At 63.9% G+C, this 25733-nt stretch carries 22 protein-coding genes; 6 read left to right on the forward strand and 16 right to left on the reverse strand.

Features of this window, described 5'->3' with window-relative positions; translation table 11 throughout:
- Positions 1-14: 14 nt before the first annotated feature.
- The 3 genes from nagA to ACN0TK_RS12920 are packed head-to-tail and all read right to left on the reverse strand — an operon-like array spanning position 15 to position 2970.
- Positions 15-1175, reverse strand: coding sequence for an N-acetylglucosamine-6-phosphate deacetylase (gene nagA, locus ACN0TK_RS12910; RefSeq protein WP_417309913.1), 1161 nt, complete (start codon positions 1173-1175; stop codon positions 15-17).
- Positions 1172-2200: an SIS domain-containing protein gene (locus ACN0TK_RS12915; protein ID WP_417309914.1), complete on the reverse strand. Its 1029-nt coding sequence runs from the start codon at positions 2198-2200 to the stop codon at positions 1172-1174. Before ACN0TK_RS12915 ends, nagA begins: the two co-directional genes overlap by 4 nt.
- The gene (locus ACN0TK_RS12920) at positions 2197-2970 is read right to left on the reverse strand and encodes a GntR family transcriptional regulator (protein ID WP_417309915.1); all 774 of its coding nucleotides are present in this window, start codon (positions 2968-2970) and stop codon (positions 2197-2199) included. The genes ACN0TK_RS12915 and ACN0TK_RS12920 overlap by 4 nt, the downstream gene beginning before the upstream one ends.
- A gap of 427 nt (positions 2971-3397) precedes the next feature.
- Between ACN0TK_RS12920 and ACN0TK_RS12925 the strand changes: the two genes are divergently transcribed.
- On the forward strand, positions 3398-3883 hold the full coding sequence (locus ACN0TK_RS12925) for a hypothetical protein (protein ID WP_417309916.1): 486 nt from the start codon (positions 3398-3400) through the stop codon (positions 3881-3883).
- A 164-nt stretch (positions 3884-4047) separates the two neighbouring features.
- Complete coding sequence (locus ACN0TK_RS12930; RefSeq protein WP_417309917.1) at positions 4048-4614, forward strand: outer membrane protein; 567 nt, start codon at positions 4048-4050, stop codon at positions 4612-4614.
- A gap of 79 nt (positions 4615-4693) precedes the next feature.
- On the opposite strand, the gene ACN0TK_RS12935 is transcribed toward ACN0TK_RS12930, so the two are convergent.
- Positions 4694-5200, reverse strand: a complete 507-nt coding sequence (locus ACN0TK_RS12935) for a hypothetical protein (protein ID WP_417309918.1) — start codon at positions 5198-5200, stop codon at positions 4694-4696.
- Position 5201: 1 nt separating this feature from the next.
- Positions 5202-5735, reverse strand: coding sequence for a hypothetical protein (locus ACN0TK_RS12940; protein WP_417309919.1), 534 nt, complete (start codon positions 5733-5735; stop codon positions 5202-5204).
- A gap of 169 nt (positions 5736-5904) precedes the next feature.
- Here ACN0TK_RS12940 and ACN0TK_RS12945 point away from each other — a divergent pair, with 169 nt between their 5' ends.
- The 4 genes from ACN0TK_RS12945 to ACN0TK_RS12960 all read left to right on the forward strand — a co-directional run bounded on the left by ACN0TK_RS12945 (position 5905) and on the right by ACN0TK_RS12960 (position 13954).
- The gene (locus ACN0TK_RS12945) at positions 5905-6750 is read left to right on the forward strand and encodes an amidohydrolase family protein (protein ID WP_417309920.1); all 846 of its coding nucleotides are present in this window, start codon (positions 5905-5907) and stop codon (positions 6748-6750) included.
- Positions 6751-7209: 459 nt separating this feature from the next.
- Positions 7210-11895, forward strand: a complete 4686-nt coding sequence (gltB, locus tag ACN0TK_RS12950; protein WP_417309943.1) for a glutamate synthase large subunit — start codon at positions 7210-7212, stop codon at positions 11893-11895.
- 5 nt (positions 11896-11900) lie between these two features.
- Entirely contained in the window at positions 11901-13319 is a 1419-nt protein-coding gene (locus ACN0TK_RS12955; RefSeq protein WP_417309921.1) for a glutamate synthase subunit beta, read from the forward strand.
- 107 nt (positions 13320-13426) lie between these two features.
- On the forward strand, positions 13427-13954 hold the full coding sequence (locus tag ACN0TK_RS12960; protein WP_417309922.1) for a GNAT family N-acetyltransferase: 528 nt from the start codon (positions 13427-13429) through the stop codon (positions 13952-13954).
- Between the two features lie 37 nt (positions 13955-13991).
- On the opposite strand, the gene ACN0TK_RS12965 is transcribed toward ACN0TK_RS12960, so the two are convergent.
- The 11 genes from ACN0TK_RS12965 to ACN0TK_RS13015 all read right to left on the reverse strand — a co-directional run.
- On the reverse strand, positions 13992-14429 hold the full coding sequence (locus ACN0TK_RS12965) for an EamA family transporter (protein ID WP_417309923.1): 438 nt from the start codon (positions 14427-14429) through the stop codon (positions 13992-13994).
- A gap of 83 nt (positions 14430-14512) precedes the next feature.
- Positions 14513-15484 (reverse strand): zinc-binding dehydrogenase, encoded by a 972-nt coding sequence (locus ACN0TK_RS12970; RefSeq protein WP_417309924.1) that lies wholly within the window; start codon positions 15482-15484, stop codon positions 14513-14515.
- Between the two features lie 359 nt (positions 15485-15843).
- On the reverse strand, positions 15844-17178 hold the full coding sequence (locus tag ACN0TK_RS12975) for a DUF459 domain-containing protein (RefSeq protein ID WP_417309925.1): 1335 nt from the start codon (positions 17176-17178) through the stop codon (positions 15844-15846).
- A gap of 132 nt (positions 17179-17310) precedes the next feature.
- A complete protein-coding gene (locus tag ACN0TK_RS12980) occupies positions 17311-18402 on the reverse strand; it encodes a DUF917 domain-containing protein (protein ID WP_417309926.1) in 1092 nt (363 codons plus the stop codon).
- A gap of 14 nt (positions 18403-18416) precedes the next feature.
- Entirely contained in the window at positions 18417-19520 is a 1104-nt protein-coding gene (locus tag ACN0TK_RS12985; RefSeq protein ID WP_417309927.1) for a DUF917 domain-containing protein, read from the reverse strand.
- Positions 19510-21057 carry a hydantoinase/oxoprolinase N-terminal domain-containing protein gene (locus ACN0TK_RS12990; protein WP_417309928.1) on the reverse strand — a complete coding sequence of 516 codons (1548 nt, stop codon included), beginning with the start codon at positions 21055-21057 and terminating at the stop codon, positions 19510-19512. The genes ACN0TK_RS12985 and ACN0TK_RS12990 overlap by 11 nt, the downstream gene beginning before the upstream one ends.
- Positions 21054-21953 carry an ATP-binding cassette domain-containing protein gene (locus ACN0TK_RS12995; RefSeq protein ID WP_417309929.1) on the reverse strand — a complete coding sequence of 300 codons (900 nt, stop codon included), beginning with the start codon at positions 21951-21953 and terminating at the stop codon, positions 21054-21056. The genes ACN0TK_RS12990 and ACN0TK_RS12995 overlap by 4 nt, the downstream gene beginning before the upstream one ends.
- Positions 21950-22798, reverse strand: coding sequence for an ABC transporter ATP-binding protein (locus ACN0TK_RS13000; protein ID WP_417309930.1), 849 nt, complete (start codon positions 22796-22798; stop codon positions 21950-21952). The genes ACN0TK_RS12995 and ACN0TK_RS13000 overlap by 4 nt, the downstream gene beginning before the upstream one ends.
- Entirely contained in the window at positions 22795-23688 is an 894-nt protein-coding gene (locus ACN0TK_RS13005; RefSeq protein WP_417309931.1) for an ABC transporter permease, read from the reverse strand. The genes ACN0TK_RS13000 and ACN0TK_RS13005 overlap by 4 nt, the downstream gene beginning before the upstream one ends.
- Entirely contained in the window at positions 23685-24710 is a 1026-nt protein-coding gene (locus tag ACN0TK_RS13010) for an ABC transporter permease (protein ID WP_417309932.1), read from the reverse strand. Before ACN0TK_RS13010 ends, ACN0TK_RS13005 begins: the two co-directional genes overlap by 4 nt.
- Before the next feature lie 82 nt (positions 24711-24792).
- The coding region (locus tag ACN0TK_RS13015; protein WP_417309933.1) for an ABC transporter substrate-binding protein at positions 24793-25733 on the reverse strand (941 nt) is incomplete at its 5' end.

Raw genomic sequence — 25733 nt, forward strand, 5'->3', positions numbered from 1 at the left:
CGGCCGATTTGCGTTCAGGCTGCGGTGAAGACCGCGTCGCCGCCGATATGGGTGCTGGCGATGTCGAGATCGGTGCCGAGAGCGACGAAGTCGGCGCGGGCGCCGCGCTTCAGGTGGCCGTGCGTCTCGGCCACGCCCAGGGCTTCGGCCGGGTAGAGCGTCGCCATACGCAGCACTTCGTCGAGCGGCACCCCGATGGTCCGGTGCACATAGCGGATGGCATCGATCATAGTGAGATCGGCGCCGGCCAGCGTGCCGTCCGCGAGCCGCAGGGCACCATCCTTGCGGAACACTTTCTGGCCGGTCAGCACAAAATCGGTCCAGTCGGTGCCGGTGGGCGACATCGCATCGGTGACAAGGAAGATGTGCCCCGGACCCCGCTTGGCGCGCAGCGCATTGCCCAGCGAAGCGGCGTGCACGTGGATGCCGTCAGCGATGAGACCGGCACTCAGGCTGCCGATGTCGAGGGCCGCGCCGACGATGCCCGGCTCGCGATTACCCATCTGGCTTTGCGCATTGAACAGATGGGTGACCATGGTCGCGCCGGCTTTGACGGCGGCCTCGACCTGGGCATAGGTCGCGTCGGAATGTCCGATGCTGACGACGATGCCGGCGGCGACGAGCTTTTCGATCTGCTCGGGCGAGATCGCCTCCGCCGCCCCGGTGACCAGCAGGTTCGGCAGGCGGGCGCGCGCCGCAACGAGCCGGGCGACATCCTCGTCGTTCATGTCGCGGATCAGCGCCGGATTGTGCGCCCCCTTGCGGGCAAGGGCGAAATGCGGCCCTTCGATGTGAAGGCCCAGAAAGCCCGGTACCCCCGCTTCGCCGGCGGCAGCAGCCGCGGCAATCGCGGTGTCGTTGTCCTCGGGCGGCGCGGTGATCTGGGTCGGCATCAACGCCGTGGTGCCGAAACGAGCAAACGCCGAGCAGATGGTCCGGATCGCCTCGACCGTCGGGGTCTCGTTCAGCAGCGCGCCGCCGCCGCCATTGACCTGCAGGTCGACGAAGCCGGGGACGAGCATCTCGGCCTCGACGATGACGCGCTCGGCGTCGGTCGGCGAATCCGCGGCAATGATCCCCTCGACGTGACCGTCGGCGACGAGCAGCGCGCTGCGCTCGTGCCAGGTTTCACCATCGAAAATGCGGGGCGCGAGAAAAGCTTTACGCGGGCTCATGTGGTTTCCGTGACCTTCTTGAGATGCGGGGGATTATCGGGGTCGAAGCCGCGGCGGCGCGACAGCGCCTCTACGAAGCCGTAAAAGCTGACCGACAGCGCCAGGGCGTCTGTCAGCGGATGGCCCGAGGCGGCGAAGGGCAGGCGTTCGGCGCTCTGTGCATTGACCGAGGTCAGGAACACCCGGGCGCCCTGCCCGGCCAACCGCTCGGCGACCTCGGCGATCGAGGCTTCACCGGCATCCCGGGCGGCGAGCGCCAGCACCGGGAATTTGCTCTCGACGATCCGGGCCGGACCATGCAGCACTTCGGCGGCGCTATAGGCCTCGGCATGGATGCCGCAGGTTTCCTTGAACTTCAGCGCGGCTTCGGCGGCGATGGCGAGCCCGGGTCCACGTCCCAGCACGAAGAGCGAGTCGTGGCCATCGAGCGCGCCGAGCAGCGGCGCCCAGTCGCAGGCCACGGCCTCGGCCAGAAGTTCTGGCAGAGAGTCCAGTGCCGCCAGCAAGGCATTGTCCTGCAACCAGTTTCCGATCAGCGCCAGGCCGGCGACGATCGAGGCGACATAGGTCTTGGTGGCGGCGACAGATTTTTCCGGCCCGGCACGCAGGTCCAGCGTATGGGCGGAGGCGGCGGCCAGCGGCGACTCGGGCGTATTGGTGAGGGCGAAGGTCAGCGCCCCGCCCTTGCGGGCCGCCTCGGTGACCGCGACGATGTCGGGGCTCTTGCCGGACTGCGAGACCGAGATGGCTGCCATGCCGTCGAGCTTCAGCGGACGGCCATAGATCGAAACGATCGAAGGGCCGACCGAGGCCACCGGAATGCCGGCACCCAGTTCGATCGCATATTTCAGAAAGGCCGCGGCGTGGTCGGAGGAGCCGCGGGCCACGGTGATGAAGGCGCGCGGATCGATGGCGCGCAGCGCCTCGCCGCCGGCGACAAAGCCGTCGCGCCCATCCGTGAGCAGCCGGGCTATGGCACTGGGGATCTCCTCGATCTCCTGGCGCATGAAGGTGGGGGTCGTCATTTTGAGCTCCCTTCGCCGACCCTGAGTTCGGCAACAAAGTCATAGGAATCGCCGCGATAGATCGAGCGGGTGAATTCGACCACGCGGCCGGAGGCCAGATAGCCGACGCGCTCGATGTTGAGCGCGGCGGTGCCCGGCAAAACGTTGAGCCGCTCGGCATCGGCGGCATCGAGATTGGCGGCGCGAATGCGCTGGATGGCGCGGACCGGCCGGTGCCCGGTGGTGGCCAACTGGGCGTAAAGCGAAGTGGTGATGGCGCCAGGGTCCGGCAGCACCGTGGCGGCAATCGAGGCGCGCTCGATGGCGAGCGGCTGATCGCCGGAAAAGCGCAGGCGGGCCACGCGGGCGACGCGGTCCCCGGGCGACAGGCCGAGCGCTACGGCCTCTTCGGAGGTCGGATCATAAAGCCCGCGGTCCAGCCATACGGACTGCACTGACATGCCGCGATGCGCCATATCCTCCGCAAATGAGGTGAGCTGGCTCAGCGATTGTTCGAAACGCGGCGGCGCCTCGGCAACAAAGGTGCCCGACCCATGCCGCTGCACCAGGACGCCCTGCTGCACCAGGTGCTGCACCGCCTTGCGCACGGTGACGCGGGAGACATCGACCCGCTCCGCAAGATCGCGTTCGGACGGCAGGGCGTCGCCAGGCTTGATGGCGCCACGGGTGATCGCGTCCTCGATCCAGCGCTTGAGCTGCAGATAAAGCGGTCCACCCTGCGGCAGGGTGACGGCCGCGCCCGTGAAAAGGGCCTGCTGCACCTGGGTCATACCGCACTCCGGGACGGTTTTTCGACACCGCTGGCCGACGCTCGAACTGTCAGATCTGCAAACTGAAAGGGCACGCTATCTCCTGTTGGCAGGATAATACCAATAAAATACCATTTGCCAAGGATCATCTTGTCGGCCCGGGTTTTAGCAGCGCGTAGCGCCTGTCAGGCCGGCTCATCAGCCCTGCTACTTTTATCGGACACCTGGATGACAGTGGTGTCGTTTTGGCATTGCGGGCAGAGGGCTGAACTCAGTCGACGGGCCGGATGTGACTTCAATCCACAGACGTCGCAGCGGGCACGGGACGATCTGTTTGGCGGTAACTTACAATCTCGTGATGGAACCGCCGCATCCCCGCCAAATTTACCATACGAACATTTCGTCTGGAACCTTTGGTGATTCCGACCAACGCCCCTGGAGGCCGCCTGTGTCTGCCCTTCACGTTGCTACGCTGGTGAGCGTTCTCGCCGCCGCATCTCCTGCTCTTGCAGCCCAATGGGAAACCTATCGCAATGACGACCTGGGATTTTCGGTCTCCGTGCCGAAACACCGGTTTGCGACCGCCAGCGAAACCATGGGGCGCGTTCAGTTGCGCGGCATCGACAGTTCGGCGCAGCTCGATGTCTATGGCGTGCAGAACCCTGATGCCCTGACACTCGATGGCCTGCAGCAGATGATCGAAGCCGCAGCCCCCAATCGCAGGATCACCTATCGCGCCGGCGGCAACAGCTGGTTCGTGCTTTCCGGCTATCTCGAGGATACGGCAGAGCCCGAGATCTTTTACGCCAAGTTCATGCTCAACTCGCGCGGAACGGCCCTATCCGCCTTCGAGATCAGCTATCCGCAGTCCCAGCGCGAGGCGTTCGATCCCCTGGTCGAGCGGATAGAGGACAGCCTGACAGCGCCGCGCTGAGGCGCCCCCCCCGGCGCGGCGTGCGAACTGTTGCAAAATTAGCACCTCACGGACGCCCAGTTGGGAAAAATGCTAACGTGATCATTGATGGGCTTTAACGCTCCAGCCGATTCAGCCATGAAAGGCTAACGGCGGCTTCCGCCGTATACTGACTGGAGATTTTCATGTTCCGTACGATCAGCTTTGCAGCTGCCGCGCTGGTTGCCAGCGCATCCATGGCCACTGCTGCCGACCTCTACATTCCCGAGACCCCGATTGCCTATGACGAAGCCACCGGCTTCGATTGGGAAGGCGCCTATGCCGGTGCGCGCGTCCGCGGCCTGTTCGGCGACGAAGACTTCTACGATGGCACCCTGTTCGGTCTCGGCGTTGCGCTGGGCTACAATTTCCTGCCGGCCGACGCGTTCGTCCTCGGTCTCGAACTGCGTGGCGACTACGTGTTCGGCAATGACGATGACGACGTGGCGCCGATCGGCGAAATCTCGCTGATGGGCCGCGCCGGTGTGCTGGCCACCGATGACGTGCTGGTCTACGCCCTGGGCACCATCGGTCAGGCCTATTCGGACGATTTCGACCCGGAAGTGACCTACAGCTTCGGTGCCGGCATCGAACTCGCCGTCTCCGACGACATGACCGTGCGGGGCGAAGTCGCCGCTCTCAACTCCTATGATGACGATGAGAGCACCGCGATGGGCACCACCGCTTCGCTTGGCGCCTTCTGGCACTTCTGATCCATCCGGATCGCAGCGAAACGAAAGCGGGGCCTCGGCTCCGCTTTTTTTGAATCGGCTCGTGACTCACGCGACGAGATTATTCCTCGGACTGCCCTGGTCCCGGCGAACACGGCCACAACAGAAATATGCATAACTCTAGCTGTCCATTGTCGTCTCGAATATTTGATGTCTTCAGCACCTGTGCCAGCGCAAACATCCTGCTAAATTCTTCCTCCGACAAGCTCATGAGGAGCTCATTATTTTCTTTTGTTGCAAATAACTGCTGGTCGACATCGCCGACTGAGCTATCTATATTTTCAATATAAACTGGTTCGCTAGTCGACATGAGAGTCATGCCAGAACTGTAGGCATCATATGTGGCAGGCCACTCGACTCCGCCATCCATCTGCGGCTCGACCAACAGGCTCTCGCCTAAAGCGAGATCCCACGTTATGGCGAAATTTTTTGCGGCCATCAATTCTATAGCAGAGGGCCGCGAGTCTTTCAAATTAGCGATACCATCATCGACAACAGATTTTATTTCTCCAGCATTCGCAACTCCTGCAAGAGCTGCGCAAGCCGCAATCCACCTTATAGGTTTCATGTTACGCCTCCTTACGTTTCTCAGCTGCTTTATTCTTCAAAGCATTCCATGCGTACCATGCGGAAACGAATATGATCGCTGTAGCCGAACACAAAAGTTGCACCCAGCCCAATAACTGTAATAGCTCCAAATATTCTAATTCAAAGTGCGATACTTCGTCATCAATTTTTTCCAGGTTACTTGCATTCACGCCCGTTACTAACTCATACCGAAACCCAGACATAGCTGCCACAATCACGTAACCTGCACTCATCGCAATCAGCAATAGGATCATCGGAACCGCAAGTGCGCCTGCCGCGCTGAACCCCCTCATATCCTTGCTTGCAATTACGCCGAATAAACGCGCCCATGCAAATACAATCGCCCCGAATGCCAAAGCAGAAACACTGAACGCCAGTTCAACTTGAGATCGCAAGGCGGAGATAAACTCATTGACCTCTGAAATACCTGGAACGAATTGCATCGCTTTCACCCGCAATTGACCACCATTGTAGCGATTAATTAAGCAGAATTCGGTGATTTTTGATACATTCACTTCACACTTCTGCACCGGCTGCAGCAGATGGAGAAATTATTCTCAATTGCGGACATGGTGCCTACGGTTAAGGCTCACCGTTTTTTCTTGCGCCACTGCCTATCGGGCTCGCATCGGGCCGCGCCAGCCGCTAGAACGGGATGTAGCTTCATCTCTGGCGGCCGGTCACATGCATATTGTCGATACCCACCTGCATCTCGTCGATCTCGAGCGGTTTGCCTATCCCTGGCTCGAAAGCGCCCCGTCGCTGCGTCAGAACTGGTCCAACGAGAGCTATTGGGCCGAGGCCAAGCCGCTGGGAATCACCAAGGCAATCCACATGGAAGTGGATGTCGCCGAGGATCAGATGGTGGCCGAGGCCAAGCACGTGCTGGGGCTCGACGGCATTGTCGGCACCATTGCCAATGGCCGTCCAGAGAACGCCGATTTCATCGGACATCTCGAACGGCTGCAGGCCCTGGGCAAGGGCAAGGTGAAGGGCATCCGGCGCCTGTTGCAGCATCAGCCGATCGAGCTCAGCGCCGACCCAAGTTTCATCGCCCATGTCCGCCGGCTGCCCGATTATGGCATGACCTTCGACATCTGCCTCAAGTCGCACGAACTGCCCGCAGCGCCGCCGCTGATCGCCGCCTGCCCCGAGACCCAGTTCATTCTCGACCATTGCGGCAACCCGGCCATTGCCGCCGGCGAGTGGGAAAGCTGGACGGTGCGCATCGAAGAGATCGCGGCGCTCCCCAACGTGATGTGCAAGATTTCCGGTATCCTCGCCAATGTCGATGACAGCTGGACCGTCGATCAGCTGCGGCCCTATGTCGAATTCTGCATCGAGAAGTTCGGCTGGGACCGGGTGATCTGGGGCAGCGACCATTTCGTCGTCACGCTGTTCGCGGACCTCACCCGCTGGGTCAACGCGACGCGCGAGATCATCTCCGGCGCCAGCGAAGACGAACAGGCAAGGCTCCTCCACGGCAATGCTGAGCGCCTGTTCGGGCTTTCGTCGCAGACCGCAGGATAAACAGCGCGGGCCGATTGCGTAGGCGCATCAGGGCTGTCCACGCTCGTTTTCCCTCGTCTTGGGCGTTGTTCGAAAGTCGCACGCTGCCGCTTGCTCCCAGTTTGGAATTATGCAAATGTAGCTTCAATAGGACAGCACGTCTGTCCAATTATGTGAGCGCCCGGTCTCCCCGGTAACACTCACGCGCTGCTCCGGCTTGACCGCTTGTCGAGAGCGGAAACGGAGGGGCGGGTCCCACGGGGCCCAACTGAGCGGCCATTTGGATACAGAGCCGCTCTCCACGAAATGGTTTGCGCCGTCGGTTTCGAGCCGTACACTAGGGTACGGGCCGGGAGCGAAGGCGCTCGAAAGGAACGACACCCGGAGATTTCCGGGTTGACCCAACGACGGTAAGGCGAGGATTGCGAGATGGCTGACTCACGGAGCGGAACGACGATGCAGACCGTTACGGATACCGCCATGCGCAAAGACGGCTATCGGCACGACCTGCCGACGGGCGTCGTGCGGCACGAGGCGGAAGGTCTTTATGACCCGACGCGCGAGCACGATGCCTGTGGCGTCGGCTTCATCGTGAACATGAAGAATGTCGCGAGCCAGCGAATCGTCCAGTCTGGCCTGAGGATTCTCGAGAATCTCGAGCATCGCGGTGCCGTGGGTGCCGACCCGTTGATGGGCGACGGCGCCGGTATCATGGTGCAGATTCCGCACAAGTTCTTCGCGCGCGAAGCCGACCGGCTCGGCTGGGAGCTGCCCGAGGCCGGCAAGTATGCCGTGGGCTTCATCTTCATGCCCCAGGACGCCGAACTGCGTTTGAAGATGCAGCGCGTCGTCGACAAGGTGATCGAGGACGAAGGCCATACGGTCATCGGCTGGCGCGACGTGCCGTCCGACAATTCCTCGCTGTCCAAGGATCCCGACATCGTCGCGACCGAGCCGTTCCACCGCCAGGTGGTGATCGGCATGGGCGATGGCGTCGCCGACGAGGAAGCCTTCGAGCGCAAGCTCTATGTCATGCGCAAGGTCATGTCGGCGCGTATCTACTCGGCCTTCGAAGGCAAGCCGAACGATTTTTACGTCGTCTCGCTGAGCGCCCGCACGCTGGTCTACAAGGGCATGTTCCTCGCCGCGCAGCTGGGCGCCTATTACGCTGATCTGCACGACCCGGATTTCGAGTCCGCCCTGGCCCTGGTGCATCAGCGGTTCTCGACCAACACCTTCCCGAGTTGGCGGCTGGCGCATCCCTATCGCCTCGTTTGCCACAACGGCGAAATCAACACCGTGCGCGGCAACGTCAACTGGATGGCGGCGCGTCAGGCGTCCGTTGAATCGCCGCTGTTCGGCGCCGATATCCAGAAGCTGTGGCCGATCTCCTATCCGGGGCAGTCGGACACGGCCTGCTTCGACAATGCGCTCGAATTCCTGCTGCGCGGTGGCTACTCGCTGCCGCATGCGGCGATGATGCTGATCCCCGAAGCCTGGGCGGGCAACCCGCTGATGGACGAGGACCGGCGCGCATTTTACGAGTATCACGCCGCGCTGATGGAGCCGTGGGACGGCCCTGCCGCCATGTGCTTCTCGGATGGTTTGAGCATCGGCGCGACGCTCGACCGCAACGGCCTGCGTCCGGCCCGCTATTTCGTCACCGAGGACGACGAGGTCATCATGGCCTCGGAAGCCGGCGTGCTGCCGGTCGAGGCCAGCAAGATCAAGCAGAAGTGGCGGTTGCAGCCGGGCAAGATGCTGCTCATCGATCTCAAGCAGGGCCGCATCGTCTCGGACGAGGAGATCAAGAAGGACCTCGCGAGCGCCCTGCCCTACAAGAAGTGGCTGGCGCGCACGCAGATGGTGCTCGAAGAACTGCCGTCGGTCGCCTATGAGCCGCAGAGCTCGGATGTGCCGCTGCTCGATCGCCAGCAGGCCTTCGGCTACACCCAGGAAGACCTGAAGCTGCTGCTGACGCCGATGGCGGCGACCGGCCAGGAAGCGATCGGCTCGATGGGCACCGACACGCCGATCTCGGCCATGTCGGACCGCTCGAAGCTGCTCTACACCTATTTCAAGCAGAACTTCGCGCAGGTCACCAACCCGCCGATCGACTCGATCCGCGAAGAGCTGGTGATGAGCCTCGTGTCGTTCATCGGCCCGCGGCCGAACGTGCTCGACCTCGAGGATGGCGGCAAGCGCCAGCGGCTCGAAGTGCGTCAGCCGATCCTGACCAACGAGGATCTCGAAAAGATCCGCGCCATCGGCGGCATGGATGACAACCCGTTCCGCTCGAAGACGCTCGACATGACCTATCCGGTGGCCGAAGGCCCGGCGGGCATGAAGGCGGCCCTCGACCGGCTGTTCTCCAATGCCGAACTGGCCGTCCACTCGGGCGACAACATCATCATCCTTTCGGACCGCGCCATGGACCGCGACCGGGTGGCGATCCCGGCGCTGCTGGCCACGGCAGGCGTTCATCATCACCTGATCCGCAAGGGCCTTCGTACCAAGGTGGGCCTTGTGGTCGAGACCGGCGAAGCGCGCGAAATCCACCATTTCTGCGCACTCGCGGGCTATGGCGCCGAGGCGATCAACCCCTATCTGGCGTTCGAAACGCTCCTCGCGATGAAGGACGATCTGCCGGCCGAGGTCGATGAGCAGGAAATCATCTCCCGCTACATCAAGGCGATCGGAAAGGGCATCCTGAAGGTCACGGCCAAGATGGGCATCTCGACCTATCAGAGCTATTGCGGCGCGCAGATCTTCGACGCGGTGGGCCTGTCCACCACGTTCGTCTCGACCTACTTCACGGGCACTGCGACGACGATCGAGGGCGCTGGTCTCGAAGAGATCGCCGAGGAGACCGTGCAGCGGCACCGCGATGCGTTCTCCAACTCGCCGGTGCTGGCGGATTCGCTCGATGTCGGTGGCGACTATGCCATCCGGCTGCGCGGCGAAGCCCATGCCTGGCGCTCCGAGACCGTCGCCAACCTGCAGCATGCCGCCCGCGGCAATGCTCAGGACAAGTATCGCGAGTTCGCCCGCCTGGTGAACGACGTCGAGGACCGTTACGTCACGATCCGCTCGATGTTCCGCCTGAAGGGCGCCGAGGAAGACGGCCGCCAGCCGATCGCGCTGGACGAGGTCGAGCCCGCGGCGGAGATCGTCAAGCGGTTCTCGACCGGCGCGATGAGCTATGGCTCGATCAGCCTCGAGGCGCATACCAACCTCGCCATCGCCATGAACCGGATCGGCGGCAAGTCGAACACCGGTGAAGGCGGCGAGGAAGTGGACCGCTTCACGCCGATGGAGAACGGCGATTCCAAGCGCTCGGCGATCAAGCAGATCGCGTCGGGCCGGTTCGGCGTGACCACCGAATATCTCGTCAATTCCGACATGATGCAGATCAAGATGGCCCAGGGCGCCAAGCCCGGCGAAGGTGGCCAGCTGCCAGGCGACAAGGTCAACGAGACCATCGCCCGGGTGCGTCATTCGACCAAGGGCGTGGGTCTCATCTCGCCGCCGCCGCACCATGACATCTATTCGATCGAGGATCTGGCGCAGCTGATCTTCGATTTGAAGAACGTCAATCCCGAAGGTCAGGTGTCGGTCAAGCTGGTGTCCGAAGTCGGTGTCGGCACGGTTGCGGCGGGCGTTGCCAAGGCGCGCGCCGACCATGTGACGATCTCCGGCTTCGAGGGCGGCACGGGTGCGAGCCCGCTGACCTCGCTCAAGCATGCCGGCAGCCCGTGGGAAATGGGTCTGGCCGAAACGCAGCAGACGCTGGTGCGCAATCGCCTGCGCAGCCGCATCGCCGTTCAGGTCGATGGTGGCCTCAGGACAGGTCGCGACGTGGTGGTCGGCGCCCTGCTCGGCGCCGATGAATTCGGCCTCGCGACGGCGCCGCTGATCGCTTCAGGCTGCATCATGATGCGCAAGTGTCATCTCAACACCTGCCCTGTCGGCATTGCCACGCAGGACCCGGTGCTGCGCGCCCGGTTCACCGGCAAGCCCGAGCATGTGATCAACTACCTGTTCTTCGTCGCCGAAGAGGTACGCGAGCTCATGGCAGCGCTCGGCTACTCCAAGTTCGATGACATGGTCGGCCAGATGCAGATGCTGGACAAGACCGAGGCCATCAACCACTGGAAGGCCAACGGCCTCGACTTCTCGAAGATGTTCCACAAGCCCTTCGCACCCGAAGGTGTTGGCATCATGCATTCGGAGTCGCAGAACCACCCGATCGACGCCGTGCTGGATCGCCGGCTGATCGAGCAGGCCAAGCCGGCGCTTGAAAACGGCACGCCGGTCAAGATCACCGAAACCATCAGCTCGGTCGACCGCTCGGTCGGCGCGATGCTCGGCGGTGCGGTGGCCAAGCGCTACGGCCATCAGGGTCTGCCCGATGACACGATCGCCATCAGCCTCACCGGTACGGCCGGACAGGCCTTCGGCGCCTGGGCCGCGCATGGCATCAGCTTCGACCTCGTGGGCGAAGCCAATGACTATGTCGGCAAGGGCCTCTCCGGAGCCCGGCTGGTCGTGCGGCCGCCAGAGGCGCGCGGCTATGTGCCCGAAGAGTCGATCATCATCGGCAATACGGCGCTGTATGGCGCGATCACCGGCGAGTGCTACTTCCGCGGTGTGGCGGGCGAACGCTTCGCTGTGCGCAACTCCGGCGCCATCGCGGTTGTCGAAGGCACCGGCGACCACGGCTGCGAATACATGACCGGTGGTGTGGTTGTGGTGCTGGGCAAGACCGGCCGCAACTTTGCGGCGGGCATGTCGGGCGGCATCGCCTATGTGCTGGACGAGGACGAGACGTTCGAGACCCGGTGCAACATGTCGATGGTCGATCTCGAGCCGGTCATGGAAGAAGAACTGATCCATTCGCGCGACTTCAACCAGTCGAACGATCTGATGACGGCTGGCGTCGTCGAGATCGTCAGCGACATGGGCAAGAACGATGCCGAGCGGCTGTATCAGCTGATCGTGCGGCACAAGAGCTTCACCGGCTCGGAGCGGGCGCAGCACATCCTCGAAAACTGGGAGAGCTATCTGCCCAAGTTCCGCAAGGTCATGCCGCTCGAGTACCGCAAGGCGCTCGAGGCCATGGAAAAGGAACGCGCCGCGGCGCAGCAGCAGGTAGCGGCGGAGTAGGACCAATGGGCAAGATCACAGGCTTTCTCGAGATTGATCGCGTCGAGCGCGACTACCTGCCGGTCGAAGAGCGGCTGAAGAACTATCATGAGTTCGTCGTGCCGCTGGGGGACCAGGGCGTCCGGGACCAGGCAGCGCGCTGCATGGATTGCGGCATTCCGTTCTGCCATTCCGGCTGCCCGGTGAACAACCAGATCCCGGACTGGAACGACCTCGTCTACAAGGGTGACTGGTTGAAGGCGCTGAAGAACCTTCATTCGACCAACAACTTCCCCGAGTTCACCGGCCGCATCTGCCCTGCCCCGTGCGAGGCCAGCTGCACGCTGAACATTCCGGACACCCCGGTGAACATCAAGTCGATCGAATGCGCCATCGTCGACAAGGGCTGGGAAGAAGGCTGGATCACGCCGCATATCAACCCGAACAAGACCGGCAAGAGCGTCGCCGTCGTCGGTTCGGGCCCGGCCGGCATGGCCTGTGCGCAGCAGCTGGCCCGCGCCGGCCATGATGTGCACCTTTATGAGAAGAACCAGAAGATCGGTGGCCTGATGCGCTATGGCATCCCCGACTTCAAGATGGACAAGTACCATATCGACCGGCGCGCCGAGCAGATGACCGCGGAGGGCGTGACCATCCACACCGGCGTGCATATCGGTGAGGACATCACCCTCGACGAGTTGCAGGAAAAGTATGACGCCGTGGCGCTGGCCGGCGGCGCGGAAAAGCCGCGCGACCTGCCGATCCCGGGGCGCGAGCTCGACGGCGTGCATTTCGCCATGGAGTTCCTGCCCCAGCAGAACCGCCGCGTCTCGGACGAGCCCCTGGCCAATGTCCCGCAGATCACCGCGACGGACAAGCATGTGGTGGTGATCGGCGGCGGCGATACCGGCTCGGACTGTATCGGCACCTCGAACCGCCAGGGCGCGGCATCGGTCACCCAGATCGAGATCATGCCCATGCCGCCCGAAAAGGAAGACAAGGCACTGGTGTGGCCGAACTGGCCGCTGAAGCTCAGGACCTCGTCCTCGCATGAAGAAGGCGTCGAGCGCGACTTCGCCGTCGCCAGCGTCAGCTTCGAGGGCAAGGACGGCAAGGTGACCGGGCTCAACTGCGCCCGGGCCGACGCCCGCTTCCAGCCGATCCCAGGCACGGAGTTCACGCTGAAAGCCGATCTTGTGCTGCTCGCCATGGGCTTTCTGGGCCCGGTGCAGGAGGGCATGATCCGCGACGCCGGTCTGGCGCTCGACAAGCGCGGCAACGTGCTGGCCGACACGGTGCAGTACAAGACCAGCAAGGAAAAGCTGTTCAGCTGCGGCGACATGCGGCGCGGCCAGTCGCTGGTCGTCTGGGCCATCCGCGAAGGCCGCCAGTGCGCCCGCTCGATCGATCAGTGGCTGATGGGCGCCACCACCTTGCCCCGCTGAGCGGCGGCAACACCAGATCAAGGGGCGTCCTGCGGGGCGCCCCTTTTTCGTTGCGGCGCGCCGCCCGGGCCGCGTGCTAGGCTCGCGCCCTCAACCGGGACCATACCATGTCACCCGACCGCTCCATCCGCCTCAGGACCGAACGCCTCGTCCTCCGCCCCACCATGCCGGATGACGTCTATCGCGCACTGGAGATCCGCTCCGATCCCGCCGTGGCCCGCAACCTCGTCAGCGCCACCCTGCCGCCGGATGCGCAGAAGATGACAGCCTGGTTCGCGACGCATGCCGAGGAATGGCGCGACGGCACTGCCTATCGCTTCGCCATCCTGCACGAGAAGAAAATGATCGGGGTCATTGACCTGTTCGACATTGCCGATGGGACAGGCGAGATCGGCTACTGGCTCGATCGCGCTGATTGGGGCCGCGGCTTCGGGCGCGAGGCGGCCCGCAGGGTCGTGTGCTTCGCATTCGATGACCTGGGGATTACCACGCTCCTCGGCGCCTGCGCCGCGGACAACGCGGCCTCAGCCGCCATCCTTACGCGACTTGGGTTCACGCCGCTGGACGACGTGCAGGTCTTTTCGAACTCGCGGCAGGAGGAGATCACCCAGCTGCGGTTCACGCTGCGACGCTGAGATGGCCAGGCGCGTCCCCCAAGTGGGTGTGCTGGCCTCAGCTCCCCAAGGCGACGACGACGGCGCCCGCGGTGATCAGTCCCACGCCGAGCCAGCTGGTCAGCGACAGGGTTTCGCCCAGAAACACCGCGGCAAAGACCGCGACGAGGACGACGCTCAGCTTGTCGATGGGGGCGACCAGACTGGCATTACCGAGCTTGAGCGCGCGGAAGTAACAAATCCAGGAGGCGCCGGTCGCCAGCCCCGACAACAGCAGGAAAAGCCAGGTGCGTCCCGACACGGACAGCGGATCCTGCCAATGGCCGGTGGCGAACACGATGCCGCCGGCGGCAAGCAGGATGACGATGGTTCGGATGAAGGTCGCGAAGTCGGAATTGACGTTCTCGATGCCGACCTTGGCAAAAATGGCGGTGAGTGCTGCAAATGCGGCCGCCAGCAGCGCCCAGAACAGCCAGGAGTCGAAAGGTGTGGTCACGCGGGGCCTCCCAGAAATGACGCCGGCACGATGTACCGGCGTCAGACGAGCATAAGCGCGGCCCCGCGCAGGGCCAAGGCAGATCAGCGCGTCAGGACGATCTTGCCGGCGCGGCCCGGGGTCACCGCGGCGGTCATCGCTTCGGAGGCCTGTTCGAGCCCGTAGCTGCCGCCAATGGCCAGCTTCAGCTTTCCGGTCGCCGCAGCGGTGACGATTTCGCCGATCAGCTTGCCGGTGACTTCGGGGGCCGCCGTCTGCATCAGCCGGCCGAGCCAGAAGCCCTCGACGCGCTGCTGCTTGAAGAGCAGGTTCGAGGCCGAAATCTGCATCGGAGCGCCGGTGAGCGAACCGAAGGAATACATGAAGCTGTTCTCGCCCATGACGTCGAGCAGATCATTGGTGGCTTCACCGCCGATGCTCTCGATGCCGAAGCCGATCGAGGCCCCCTTGGTGATCTCCGCGACCTTGTCGCGCCAGTCGGCAGAGGCGGTGGAAACCGCGTGCTGAATGCCCGCATCGGCGAGCTCGGCAATGCCTTCGTCGCGGCGCACGAGATTGATGACGTTGATCCCGGCCTCGGCGCCGAACTGCGCCACCATCTTGGCCACCGCGCCATTGCCGGCATTCTGGATCACCCAGTCGCCCGCTTTCGCGCCGAACTGGTGCAGCACCATTTTGGCGCTGAGCGGCATCGAGATCATCTGACAGGCGGTTTCGTCGTCGATGCTGTCGGGCACGGCAATGGCCCGCGCGGCTTCGACCAGATAGCTCTCGGCCCAAGTGTTGGCACCGCCGGTGACGCGCTGGCCGACGCTGAGATTGGTGACGCCCTCCCCCAGGGCCTCGACCACGCCCACCGACTCGGTGCCCGGCACATGCGGCAGCTCGGGCTTGTAGCCGTACTTTCCCGCAACGATCATCAGGTCGTGGTTGTGAATGGGCGACATCACCAGCCGCACGCGCACCTGACCGGGACCAGGCTCTGGGGTCGGAACCTCAACGGGGGAGAGGACCTCGGCGGGATCGCCGAAGGCGGAGAACTGGAGCGCTTTCATGGGAGAACCTTGGTTTGGTGCATAAGAGGCGGAGACCGCCGTCGCACCCGATATGCGCCCCTGCCCGCCGCATTACCAGAGGCCCGGACAAAAAAACATTGCGCGCAATTTAATTCATCGGATCAGCCGTCTTTCGGTTCAGCCGGCGTTCACCTCTGCGACAAACAGGCGGCAAGACCGCGGCCGATTGCGGCAGCTCCGAAAGCACCACCCGCGGCCATCCGCTCAACATCCTGCCCCACAACGCGTTTCCGACTTATCCCCATGGCCCCGCCCTAGCGCACACTGATGTGCGTCAAACGGAGTCTTGAGAGGAGAACGGGAAGCGAAACGGCAAAGTCCGGCAGAACCGCCGCAGGTCAGCGGGCTGTGCTCTCGGCGACGGGCACGACCTGGGCCGGCGGCACCTGGACTGGCGCAGGCGTGGCGAGCGCCGCAGCGTCGATCGCCTCGTCCTCTTCCTCGGCTTCGGGCGCAATACCGACGCCGAAGGCATCGGCACGCCCGATGGGCGCCTCAAGCATCTGGGTGATGTCGAACCCGCCTGTGGCCTCGTCCTCGGCGGTCAGGGAGAACATGTCCGAGCTGATCAGGTCGGCGGCGCGATGGGTGGTGTGGGTGAGCGAGATCACGGCGCCGGCGACCTCCAGCAGCTTCATCTGGCCCAGGCCCTGATAAGGCGGGCGCAGCATCAGCTGGGCGTCGGTGCCGAGCAGCGGATCGGCGATCTCGATCCCCACCGTACCGCCGCCGCGATAATAGGTTTTCAGCGACTGCGAGATGTAAAAGGCCAGCTTGTCGGCACCTGCGGCGGAAAAATGGATGCCGTCATCCTTGCGCATGCGCACCTGGGCGCCGTTGAGATCGGGACCGCGAGAGGTGTATTTGCCATCCTCGTCGGCGAAGCGCTCGTAGATATCGAGGAACTCGGCCCCGGCGCCGAACACCGCGAGGCGCTGCACCTCGTTAATCTGGATCATCGCCTTGCCATAGCTCGGCTGCGACATGGGCGGCAGCCCGATCCAGATGGTCGGTTTGTTGGCGATACGCAGGGCTTCGACGATCCCCGCGACACGGGCCTTGTAGGCGGCGGTCCAGCCATCGGTCAGCGGCTTGTTGCCGGCGATATTCTGGCGGTCGTTGATGCCGATGATCATCACGGCGATATCAAAACTGTCCTCATCGATGCGCTGGTCGATGGCCTCGGGCCAGTCGAAGAAGTCATCACGCACGATGCCTGAGGAGCCAACGCCCTGACCGATGATGGTGATGTTGGGGTCTTCAGCATAGAAGCGCTCGAGCGCCTTGCCGACATCGACCGCCATGGAGTCGCCGAACACCGCGAGGCGCGTGGCGCCTTCTGCCTTGTTGACCTTGGGCTTCTCTGGAACCGCCGGCAAGGACGGCGCAGCGGGCGCAGCCCGTCGCGGCTTGCGCACCACGCGCTTTTCAACGACGGGCGGCGGCGGCGCGGCTTCCTCGTCATCACCGAACAGCAGGTCCATCAGCGTACGGCGGCGGCGGGGCTTTTGGTTCTGCGCCAGCAGCAGGCGTCCGGGCTCTGCCGTCTCTTCCGCCGCAATGGGTGCCGCGACCACGGTGACGGCAGATTGCGCGAAGGCCGGCAGAATATCAGTCAGCATCAGCGCCGCCACAACGACGCCGACCACCCAAATGACAAACCGGTTCCGCATTTTCTCCATCACCGGCATTTATCGCAGGATGCCGGTGATTTGAAGGCGCCTCGCGAGAATACTACCGGGACTGTTGCAAATCCCAGCAACGAAGCGCCGCGGGGGCGACATATTTGCCGCCCCTTAGAGCCCTCAGTCGGCGCTGTTGGCTACGAAGGGCGTGTAGTCGACGCCATAGCCGAAGTAGCGCGGACCGACCAGCGCAATGCCCGCCTCGGTCAGCCATTCGGGGTGGCCGGAGAAGGCGAGCGTCACGAGGCGCAGGCCGTAGCGCAGGCTGTCGGCAGTCACCGGCATGCCGGTTTCGGCATCGAGAACGGTGATCATGTCCGGGGTCGTAACCAGCACCTCCCCGTCCCGCTCGGCCATCAGGAACTCGTTCTGGAACTCGAGCTTGAACGTATGGTCTTTCCACTCCTCGACGCCCTCGAAGCTGGCCGTGCCGCGGGCAAAGCCGCCGACGGTCTTGCGGTCGACGTCCTTGATGCGCCCGTGGAACACCACTTCGGCGTTGAGCAGATCGGTGATCGCCTTGACCGGACCCTGGGGCGCATTGCGGTTCTTGCGGGCGGTCTCGCCGAGCTGGGCGCAAAGGCTCAGCGTGCCGCGCACCACGGCCTTTTTCGCCGTCGCGCCATCCATGGAATAGAAGGCGAGCAGCGCCGAGCCGCCCATTTCGACGGTGGCGGCGCGGGCCAGCCGCTCGGTCCAGGCGTTGGAGACCGTGTCGAGCACCAGCGAATTGCCCTTGTCGTCGCACAGCACCATGGGCGTCGCGGAGACGCCATGCATGGTGAAGGTCACCATCTGCAGCTCCGGATAGGCGCGGCCCATGCCGTCGCCATCGACCAGCGGCAGGCCGGTCATTGCCGCCACAACGAACGGGGTGGTGGAATTGACGCCGCCCGCCTCGCCGCAGAGCACCGCGTCGATCTTGCGTCCGAGCAGCTGTTCCAGCGCGCGGAAGGCGTTGATCAGTTCGTCGCCCTGCGGCAGCTTTTCGGTCATCACCGTCGGCGCGCCCATCATGCACACGGGCACCACCAGCGCGTCGTCGGGCAGTTCTGCGACATCGACCAGCTTGACCGGGCCATGCGCCTTGATGGCCTGCTGCGCCATCAGCTTGCCGATATAGGGGTCGCCGCCGCCGCCGGTGCCCAGAATGGCGCCACCGATGGCGATGTCTTCAAGATCCGCGGCTTCGATGCTGCGCAAAATCTTCATGGGTCAAATCCTGTTCAGTCGGCGCTGCGGCTAGAAGCCAGCGGGGTGAAGGTGAGTTCGGGATAACCGAAGGCGGCGGGACCGACGATGTCGAGCGCCCGGGGCGTCTTCATCAGGTCGTGGACTGGCAGGCCGATGGTGGCGATGCGCTGGCCGTAGCGCAGCATTTCGGTGGTGATCGGCTCGCCGGTCTCGAGTTCGAGATTGACGATCAGATCGGGCACCATGATCACCGGCACGCCGTCGACCCAAAGCACGAGGTTCTCGTTCTGGATGGCGATCACCGCCTCCGACCCGGCCCAGTCGCCGGTGCCGGAAAGCTTGGCCTCGCCGCGGGAAAAACCACCCTTCAGCTCGCGGCGGATGTCGGTGATCTTGCCGGTGAAGAACAGCGTGCCGCCGGTGGTCTTGAGCACCTCTTCGACCACATTACGCCGCTTTGCCCGGGCCGCCAGCAGCGCCCGCCCGATGTCGAGCGCCAGGGTCACCGTGCCCGGCACGGCGGATTTTCTCACAAAGTCCATGCGCATCGGCGCAATGGCCAGCCCGGCTGCCGCGCCCATGTCGACGGCGACATCGCGGGCGAATTTTTCCAGCCAGAACATGTCGATCACGTCCTTGAAGATCACGACATTGCCCTTCTCGTCGGCGATCGCGGCCGGCGATGGCTTGGCGCCATAGATGAAGAAGCTGGTCATCTGGACCTCTGGAAAGGCCCGGCCCATGCCGTCACCGTCGATCACCGGCAGACCAGCCTGAGCCGCGACGATGATCGGCTCCATGGAATTGGCGCCGCCGATCTCGGCCGAGATCATCGCCGACATGCGCACACCCGCGACCTCCTCGACGGCCCGCATGGCGCGCAGACATTCCTCGCCCTGCTCGATCTTTTCGACGCCGACCACCGGCGCGCCGATGCCGCCGACTTCGCTGACCCAGGCATCGTCGGGCAGCGCGTCGAGCGGAATCACCTCGACCTCGGCGCCGCGCCGCATCAGTTCGCGGGTGCGCAGCATGCCGATATAGGGATTGCCCCCACCGCCGGTGCCGAGCAGCGCTGCGCCGATCGACAGCGGCAGCAGGTCGGCTTCGGTGAGCTTGTAACCTTTAGCCGACATGCAGTTCACCAACCGCCTTGACGCGCACGCGGGTGGCATTGCCCGGCAGATAGGCCAGCGGCACATCCTCGACATCGACGATCTCGATGCTGTCGGCACTGGCGCCGGCCTTGACGGCAGCCTCGCTGGCCTGTCGCTTGGCATCGGCGAGGGCCTCGTCGCGCCCGATCTCGGCGAGCGAATAGACCCGGTCGACCTCACCCGACACCTGCGCGATGGCGGCGCCGACGGCATTGGCCACGGCGTAGTGGTTGGGCTTGATCACCTCGAGGCCGGCAATCGGCCCATCGACCAGGATCGAGCCACCGCCCACGACGATGACCGGCAGCGGATCGGGCGACAGCCGCGAGCGCTCGACGCAATCTTCCAGCATGCGGGCCATCTCGGCCTGCGTGCGGGCGATCAGGTCCGGATCGAGATCGTCGACCTTGCTGGCGTCGCCGAGCTCGGCCTTGCCCGCGGCGACCATGACGTCGGAGGTCGTCAGCGTCGAACCGCCGAAGATCAGCGCCTCGGTGACGATGCGGTAGCCGACCGATTTTGGACCCACCTTCACGCCATACGGGCCGTCGACAACCATGGTGCCGCCGCCCAGACCGACCGAGAAGACGTCCGGCATGCGGAAGTTGGTGCGCACACCACCGACCTCAACGGCGATCGTCGCCTGGCGCGGGAAGCCCTTGTGCAGAGAGCCCACGTCGGTCGTAGTGCCGCCGATATCGGCGACGATGGCATCGGCCACGCCGGACAGGAAGGCAGCGCCGCGCATAGAATTGGTCGGGCCCGAGGCGAAGGTGAGCACCGGGAATTTCTCGGCAAAGGCCGCTTCCATCAGCGTGCCGTCGTTCTGGGTCAGGAAGAACTTGCCGCGGATGCCGATCTCGCGAATGGCGGTCGAGAAAGCCTCGACCACATTATGCGCCAGATCGCGGAGGCACGCATTCATGATAGCGGCGTTTTCGCGCTCCAACAGGCCAATGCGGCCGATGTCGCTGGAAAGCGTGATGTGGGCTCCGGGCAGTGCCTTGGCGAAGATCTCGCCGGCCTGCTTTTCGAAATCACCGTTCACCGGCGAGAACACCGAGGAGATGGCGATGGAGTTGATGCCCTTGGCCTTAATCTCGGCGGCGATGCCGAGCAGCTCTTCTTCATCGAGCGGCGAGATGATGCGGCCGTCGAACTCGTGGCCACCATGGGCCAGCCAGTAATTGTGGCCGATGGCGTGTTTCAGGTCATCTGGCCAGTCGACCATGGGCGGCAGCGAGGCGGTGGCCGGCAGGCCGAGGCGCACGGCGGCCGTCGGCGCTAGGTCGTTGCGCTGCACCACGGCATTGGTGAAATGGGTGGTGCCGATCATCACCACGTCGACATCGGCGGGGTTGAGCGCGGAGGCGTCGAGCACGGCACGCAGCGCATTGACGACGCCGCTCATCACATCGGAGGTGGTCGCCGACTTGACGCCGGCGAGAACCGTCTTGCCGTCCATGATGACGGCGTCCGTGTTCGTGCCACCAACGTCGATACCAATTCTGATCATCGTACTGTGCCTTGTTGATCGTGTTCGCTGTCGCCGGTTTTACGCATGGCGAGCAGCTGTTCTGCGGTGGGGATTTCGCCGTTGATCAGCGGCACGACCGGCCTGAGGGCCTCTTCTTCCGCCGAAACGACGGGGACGGAGGCCAGCAGGAGCCGGGTGTAATCGTGCTGCGGATTGGCGAAGACCGAGCCAGTTTCGCCGGTTTCGACGATCTGACCGAGATAGAGCACCCCGACCTCTTGGGCGAAATTGCGCATCAGCGAGAGGTCGTGGGAAATGAAGAGGAAGGTCAGGTCCAGCTCACGCCCGAGATCGACCAGGAGGTCGATGACGCGGGCCTGGACCGACACATCGAGCGCCGAGGTCGGCTCGTCGAGAATGATGAGCTTGGCTTCGGCCGCCAGTGCCCGGGCAATGGCGACGCGCTGCTTCTGTCCGCCCGACAGTTCGTGCGGGTAGCGTTCGGCGAAATCGCGCGGCAGCTGCACCATTTCGAGCAGATCCTCGACGCGGGCCGCGCGGTCACCGGCATAGCCATGCGCATCGAGCGGCACGCGCACCGACTGGCCGATGGTGCGGCGCGGATTGAGCGAGGAGCCGGGATTCTGGAACACCATCTGCACCTGCCGCCCGTAGGCGCGGGTGCCGGTCGTGCCGGTGATGTTGGTGCCGTTGACGATGATGTCGCCACTGGTCGGCGCGGTGAGGCCCATGATCATGCGGGCAATGGTCGACTTGCCCGAGCCGCTCTCGCCGGCCAGCCCATAGACCTTGCCGCGCTCGATGGAGAACGAGACATTGTCGACCGCCCTCACCTCCCCCGTCCGCCGGCCGAAGGCATTGCGGATCGGGAAGAATTTGCTGAGGTTGACGACTTCCAGCACGGGGCGGTTCATGAGCTCGCCTCCGCCGGATGGCCATAGCGGGTGCCGCCGGTCAGCCGCGGCACGGCCGCGATCAGCGAACGGGTATACGCGTGCTGCGGATCGGCGAAGAGCTCGCTGGTCGGGCGGTGCTCGACGATCTCGCCCTTGTTCATCACATAGACATAGGACGAGGTCTCGCGCACGACGCCGAGGTTGTGGGTGATCATCAGCAGTGCCAGACCATGGGCTTCGACGAGGTCCTTGAGCAGTTTGAGGATTTGCGCCTGGGTGGTCACGTCTAGGGCGGTGCCCGGCTCGTCGGCGATCAGCAGCCGCGGCTCGCTGAGCAGCGCCATGGCGATGAGGATGCGCTGGCGCATGCCACCCGACAGCATGATCGGATAGGATCCGGTGATGCGCTCGGGGTCGCGCATGCGCACCTGCGACAGCACCTCGTGCACCCGGGCGAGCCGCTCGCGGCCGGAGCGCTTGCGGCCGAGGCGGCGGTCGGCATGCTTGAGAATGGTGGTCAGCTGATCGCCGATGGTGAACACCGGATTGAGCGAACTCATCGGGTCCTGGAACACCATGGACATCGAGGTGCCACGCAGCGCCAGGCGTTCCTTTTCCGGCATGGTCAGCAGGTCGCGGCCATCATAGAGGATTTCGCCGGCGGTGACCTTGGCGGGCGGCGAATAGAGCAGGCCCATGATGGTCTTCATGGTGACCGACTTGCCCGACCCGCTTTCGCCGACCAGCGCCACATGCGAATGCGCCGGCACATCGAGCGAGACGTTCTTCAGCACCTGATTGGTGCGGCCATAGGTGGTGAACTCGACCGACAGGTTGCGCACGCTCAGCAGGGGTTCGCTCATCGGGCGTCCTCCACATCGAACAGGTCGCGCAGGCCATCACCCAACAGGTTGAAGCCGAGGGCGACGAAAAGGATGGCGCAGCCGGGCAGCACCGATTCCCACCAGTGTTCGGGCAGGAACTGCGAGCCGGTGGCAACCATCGTGCCGAGGTCCGGCGTCGGCGGCTGAATGCCGAGACCGAGGAAGCTCAGCGAGGCGCCGATGAGGATGACGAAGCCGGCATCAAGCGAGATCTTGACCGACATGGCCGAAACGCAGTTGGGCAGGATTTCGCGGAACAGGATATGCGCCTTGCTGGCGCCGAGCGTTTCGGCGGCCTCGATGAATTCCTGCGAGCGGATCTGGCGGGTGATCGAGTAGATGAGCCGCGTGTGCCAGGTCCACCACAGGACCGCAATTGCCAGCATGGAATTGACGAGGCTGGGGGTCAGCACGGCTGTGACGGCGAGCGCCATCACCAGCGGCGGAATGGCCAGCGCGATATCGGTCGTGCGCATGATGACGATCTCGACCCAGCCGCCGAAATAGCCGGCAAGCAGCCCCAGCAGCGTGCCGAAGGGCACCGCGAGACCGAGCACGACGACGGCCAGCAGCAGCGAGATGCGATAGCCGAACAGCACGCGCGAAAAGATATCGCGCCCCACATTGTCGGTGCCGAACCAGTGCTCGAAGGATGGCGGCAGGTGGCGGGCGCGAAAGTTGACGACGGCCCCGACATGCTCGGGATAGGGCGCCAGCAGCGGCGCGAAGATCGCGGCGAAGACGACGATCAGGACGATCGAGGCACCAATCACCGCCGTCGGATTACGCGAGAAGCGGTACCAGTTCTGGTAGGCGTTGGAGAGCCGGCGCGGCGGCGTCTCGGTGTCGATGGTGGTGAACTCGCTCATGTGCGGCTCCCCCGGATGCGGACGCGGGGATCGACCAGACCGACGAGCACATCGATCAGCAGATTGACGGTGACGAAGAAGACGCCCGACACCATGACCACGCCCATCACGGCGTTGAGGTCCTTTTGCAGGATGGTGCGGATGCCATAGGCCGCCATGCCGGGCCAGGAAAACACCAGCTCGACCACGAAGGCATTGCCTATGAGCGAAGCAAACTCGAGCCCGAGAATGGTCAGCGGTGCCACAAAGGACGGGCGCAGCATGTATTTGAACACGCGGATCGGCTCGGGCACGCCAAAGGCCCGGCTGGCCTCGACATAGTCCTGGCGGGACACGTCGATCATCGAGGAGCGGGTGATACGGGCCACCTGCCCCATGGTCGCGGCGGCCAGCGCGAGGCTCGGCAGCAGCAGATATTTGAGGGCGGTGAAGACGATATCGAGCCGCCCCTTGAGCAGACCGTCGACGACCATTAGCCCGGTGATATCGGCACTGAAGTCGATGCCGATGGGCATGCGGCCGTTGGTGGGCAGGATATGCAGCACATAGCCGGCAAGAATCTGCAGCAGCAGCGCAAGAAAGAAACTGGGGGTCACTGCCGACAGGATGGCCAGCAGGCGCACGAGATTGTCCGGCCATTTGTCCTTGAAGCGGGCCGCGGCCACGCCAAGCGGCACACCGATGGCGATGGCGATGATGATGGTGGTCAGGACCAGCTCGAAGGTGGCGGCGAAGGTCGCCTGGATGTCGCTGTTGACCGGACGTTCGGTGAGCAGCGAGCGCCCCAGATCACCGCGCGACAGGCCCGTGACGAAGCTGAGATACTGCTGCGGCAGCGGCTGATCGAGACCCAGCTTCTGGCGCAGTTCGATGACCTGATCGGGCGTTGCGGTGGGGCCGAGCGCCATGCGCGCCGGGTCGCCGGGGACGACGCGCGCGATCAGAAAGATCACGATCGACAGGCCGACCAGCACCAGCAGCGACCAAAGCACGCGCTTGATCAGGAAAATCAGGAATTCCAAGGCAGCAGCCTCAAGGTCTCGCGGGAGAAAGGCCGTCCCCGGCCCGGCTCAGGAGCCGGGTCGGGAACGGGACAGGATCGGCTCAGCAGGACCAGCTGTAGCGATTGAAGTCGTAGTCGAAGGACTGCATCGGCACGGCGTTGAAGCCGGTCAGGCACTTGTCCATCGCGTGCTGCACCTTCTGGGTCAGCAGAAAGACGTCGGGCTGCATGTCGACCAGCTTGTGCTGCAGCTCCTTGTAGATCTCCGCCTGTTCGGCGACGTCACCGGTGCCGCGGGCCTTGTCGATCAGCGCGTCGACATCGGGATCTTCGACCCATTCCATCGAGGCCCAGGTACCGGCCGCATCGGAGTGATACTGGGTGAAGAACATCGAATCCGGGCTCGGATAGGTTGGCCCAAAGAAGACCTGGTTGACGTTCGGCGTGGTGGAGACGTCCGAGGCGATCTCGGTGACGCGGTTCCACGGATCGGCCTGCTGGGTGACGACAAAGCCGAGGGGCTCGAGATTGGACTGCATCAGCAGGCTGATCTCTTCCTCGAACTGGGTGCCGGCCACATAACCAAGCGTGATCGGGATGGGCTGGCCGGCATACTTGCTCTTGGCCACCTCTTCCTTGGCGCATTCGAGATCATAGGCCGGCGCCGGAACGTCGTCGGCGTGAAATTCGGCGAAGGCCGACGGCAGCGGGGTCGAGAGCACGCCACCGGGATAGATCACGTCGCGAATCGTCTCGTAGTCGGTGGCGCATGCGAGTGCGCGGCGGATATGCACGTCATCGGTCGGCGCGACCTGGGTGTTGAGTTTCAGATAGAACGCAGTCGCGGTGTCCTGGCTGACGACGTTGAAGCGCCCCATGTCGACGAGCGCCGCATAGGTCTCGGGCGACTGGAACTGCGACGACATGGTGAGTTCGCCGGAGGCGGCCAGCGACTTCACGGTCGCCTCGTCATTGGTAACGATGAAGCGGACCTCGTCGATCGCGCCATCGGGCGTGCCGGCATAATAGTCCGGGTTGCGCT

This window comes from Devosia sp. (assembly GCF_048261455.1).
Lineage (GTDB): Bacteria > Pseudomonadota > Alphaproteobacteria > Rhizobiales > Devosiaceae > Devosia_A.

What these genes read in the sequence shown, in the direction of transcription:
- ACN0TK_RS12970 (WP_417309924.1), bottom strand. Translation starts at nt 15,484, where the DNA reads ATGAAAGCGCTCCAGTTCTCCGCCTTCGGCGATCCCGCCGAGGTCCTC.
- ACN0TK_RS13000 (WP_417309930.1), bottom strand. Translation starts at nt 22,798, where the DNA reads ATGAGCGAACCCCTGCTGAGCGTGCGCAACCTGTCGGTCGAGTTCACC.
- ACN0TK_RS12920 (WP_417309915.1), bottom strand. Translation starts at nt 2,970, where the DNA reads ATGACCCAGGTGCAGCAGGCCCTTTTCACGGGCGCGGCCGTCACCCTG.
- ACN0TK_RS12975 (WP_417309925.1), bottom strand. Translation starts at nt 17,178, where the DNA reads ATGCGGAACCGGTTTGTCATTTGGGTGGTCGGCGTCGTTGTGGCGGCG.
- ACN0TK_RS12960 (WP_417309922.1), top strand. Translation starts at nt 13,427, where the DNA reads ATGTCACCCGACCGCTCCATCCGCCTCAGGACCGAACGCCTCGTCCTC.
- ACN0TK_RS12930 (WP_417309917.1), top strand. Translation starts at nt 4,048, where the DNA reads ATGTTCCGTACGATCAGCTTTGCAGCTGCCGCGCTGGTTGCCAGCGCA.
- nagA (WP_417309913.1), bottom strand. Translation starts at nt 1,175, where the DNA reads ATGAGCCCGCGTAAAGCTTTTCTCGCGCCCCGCATTTTCGATGGTGAA.
- ACN0TK_RS12945 (WP_417309920.1), top strand. Translation starts at nt 5,905, where the DNA reads ATGCATATTGTCGATACCCACCTGCATCTCGTCGATCTCGAGCGGTTT.
- gltB (WP_417309943.1), top strand. Translation starts at nt 7,210, where the DNA reads ATGCGCAAAGACGGCTATCGGCACGACCTGCCGACGGGCGTCGTGCGG.
- ACN0TK_RS12955 (WP_417309921.1), top strand. Translation starts at nt 11,901, where the DNA reads ATGGGCAAGATCACAGGCTTTCTCGAGATTGATCGCGTCGAGCGCGAC.
- ACN0TK_RS12990 (WP_417309928.1), bottom strand. Translation starts at nt 21,057, where the DNA reads ATGATCAGAATTGGTATCGACGTTGGTGGCACGAACACGGACGCCGTC.
- ACN0TK_RS12985 (WP_417309927.1), bottom strand. Translation starts at nt 19,520, where the DNA reads ATGTCGGCTAAAGGTTACAAGCTCACCGAAGCCGACCTGCTGCCGCTG.
- ACN0TK_RS12980 (WP_417309926.1), bottom strand. Translation starts at nt 18,402, where the DNA reads ATGAAGATTTTGCGCAGCATCGAAGCCGCGGATCTTGAAGACATCGCC.
- ACN0TK_RS12935 (WP_417309918.1), bottom strand. Translation starts at nt 5,200, where the DNA reads ATGAAACCTATAAGGTGGATTGCGGCTTGCGCAGCTCTTGCAGGAGTT.
- ACN0TK_RS13005 (WP_417309931.1), bottom strand. Translation starts at nt 23,688, where the DNA reads ATGAGCGAGTTCACCACCATCGACACCGAGACGCCGCCGCGCCGGCTC.
- ACN0TK_RS12995 (WP_417309929.1), bottom strand. Translation starts at nt 21,953, where the DNA reads ATGAACCGCCCCGTGCTGGAAGTCGTCAACCTCAGCAAATTCTTCCCG.
- ACN0TK_RS12915 (WP_417309914.1), bottom strand. Translation starts at nt 2,200, where the DNA reads ATGACGACCCCCACCTTCATGCGCCAGGAGATCGAGGAGATCCCCAGT.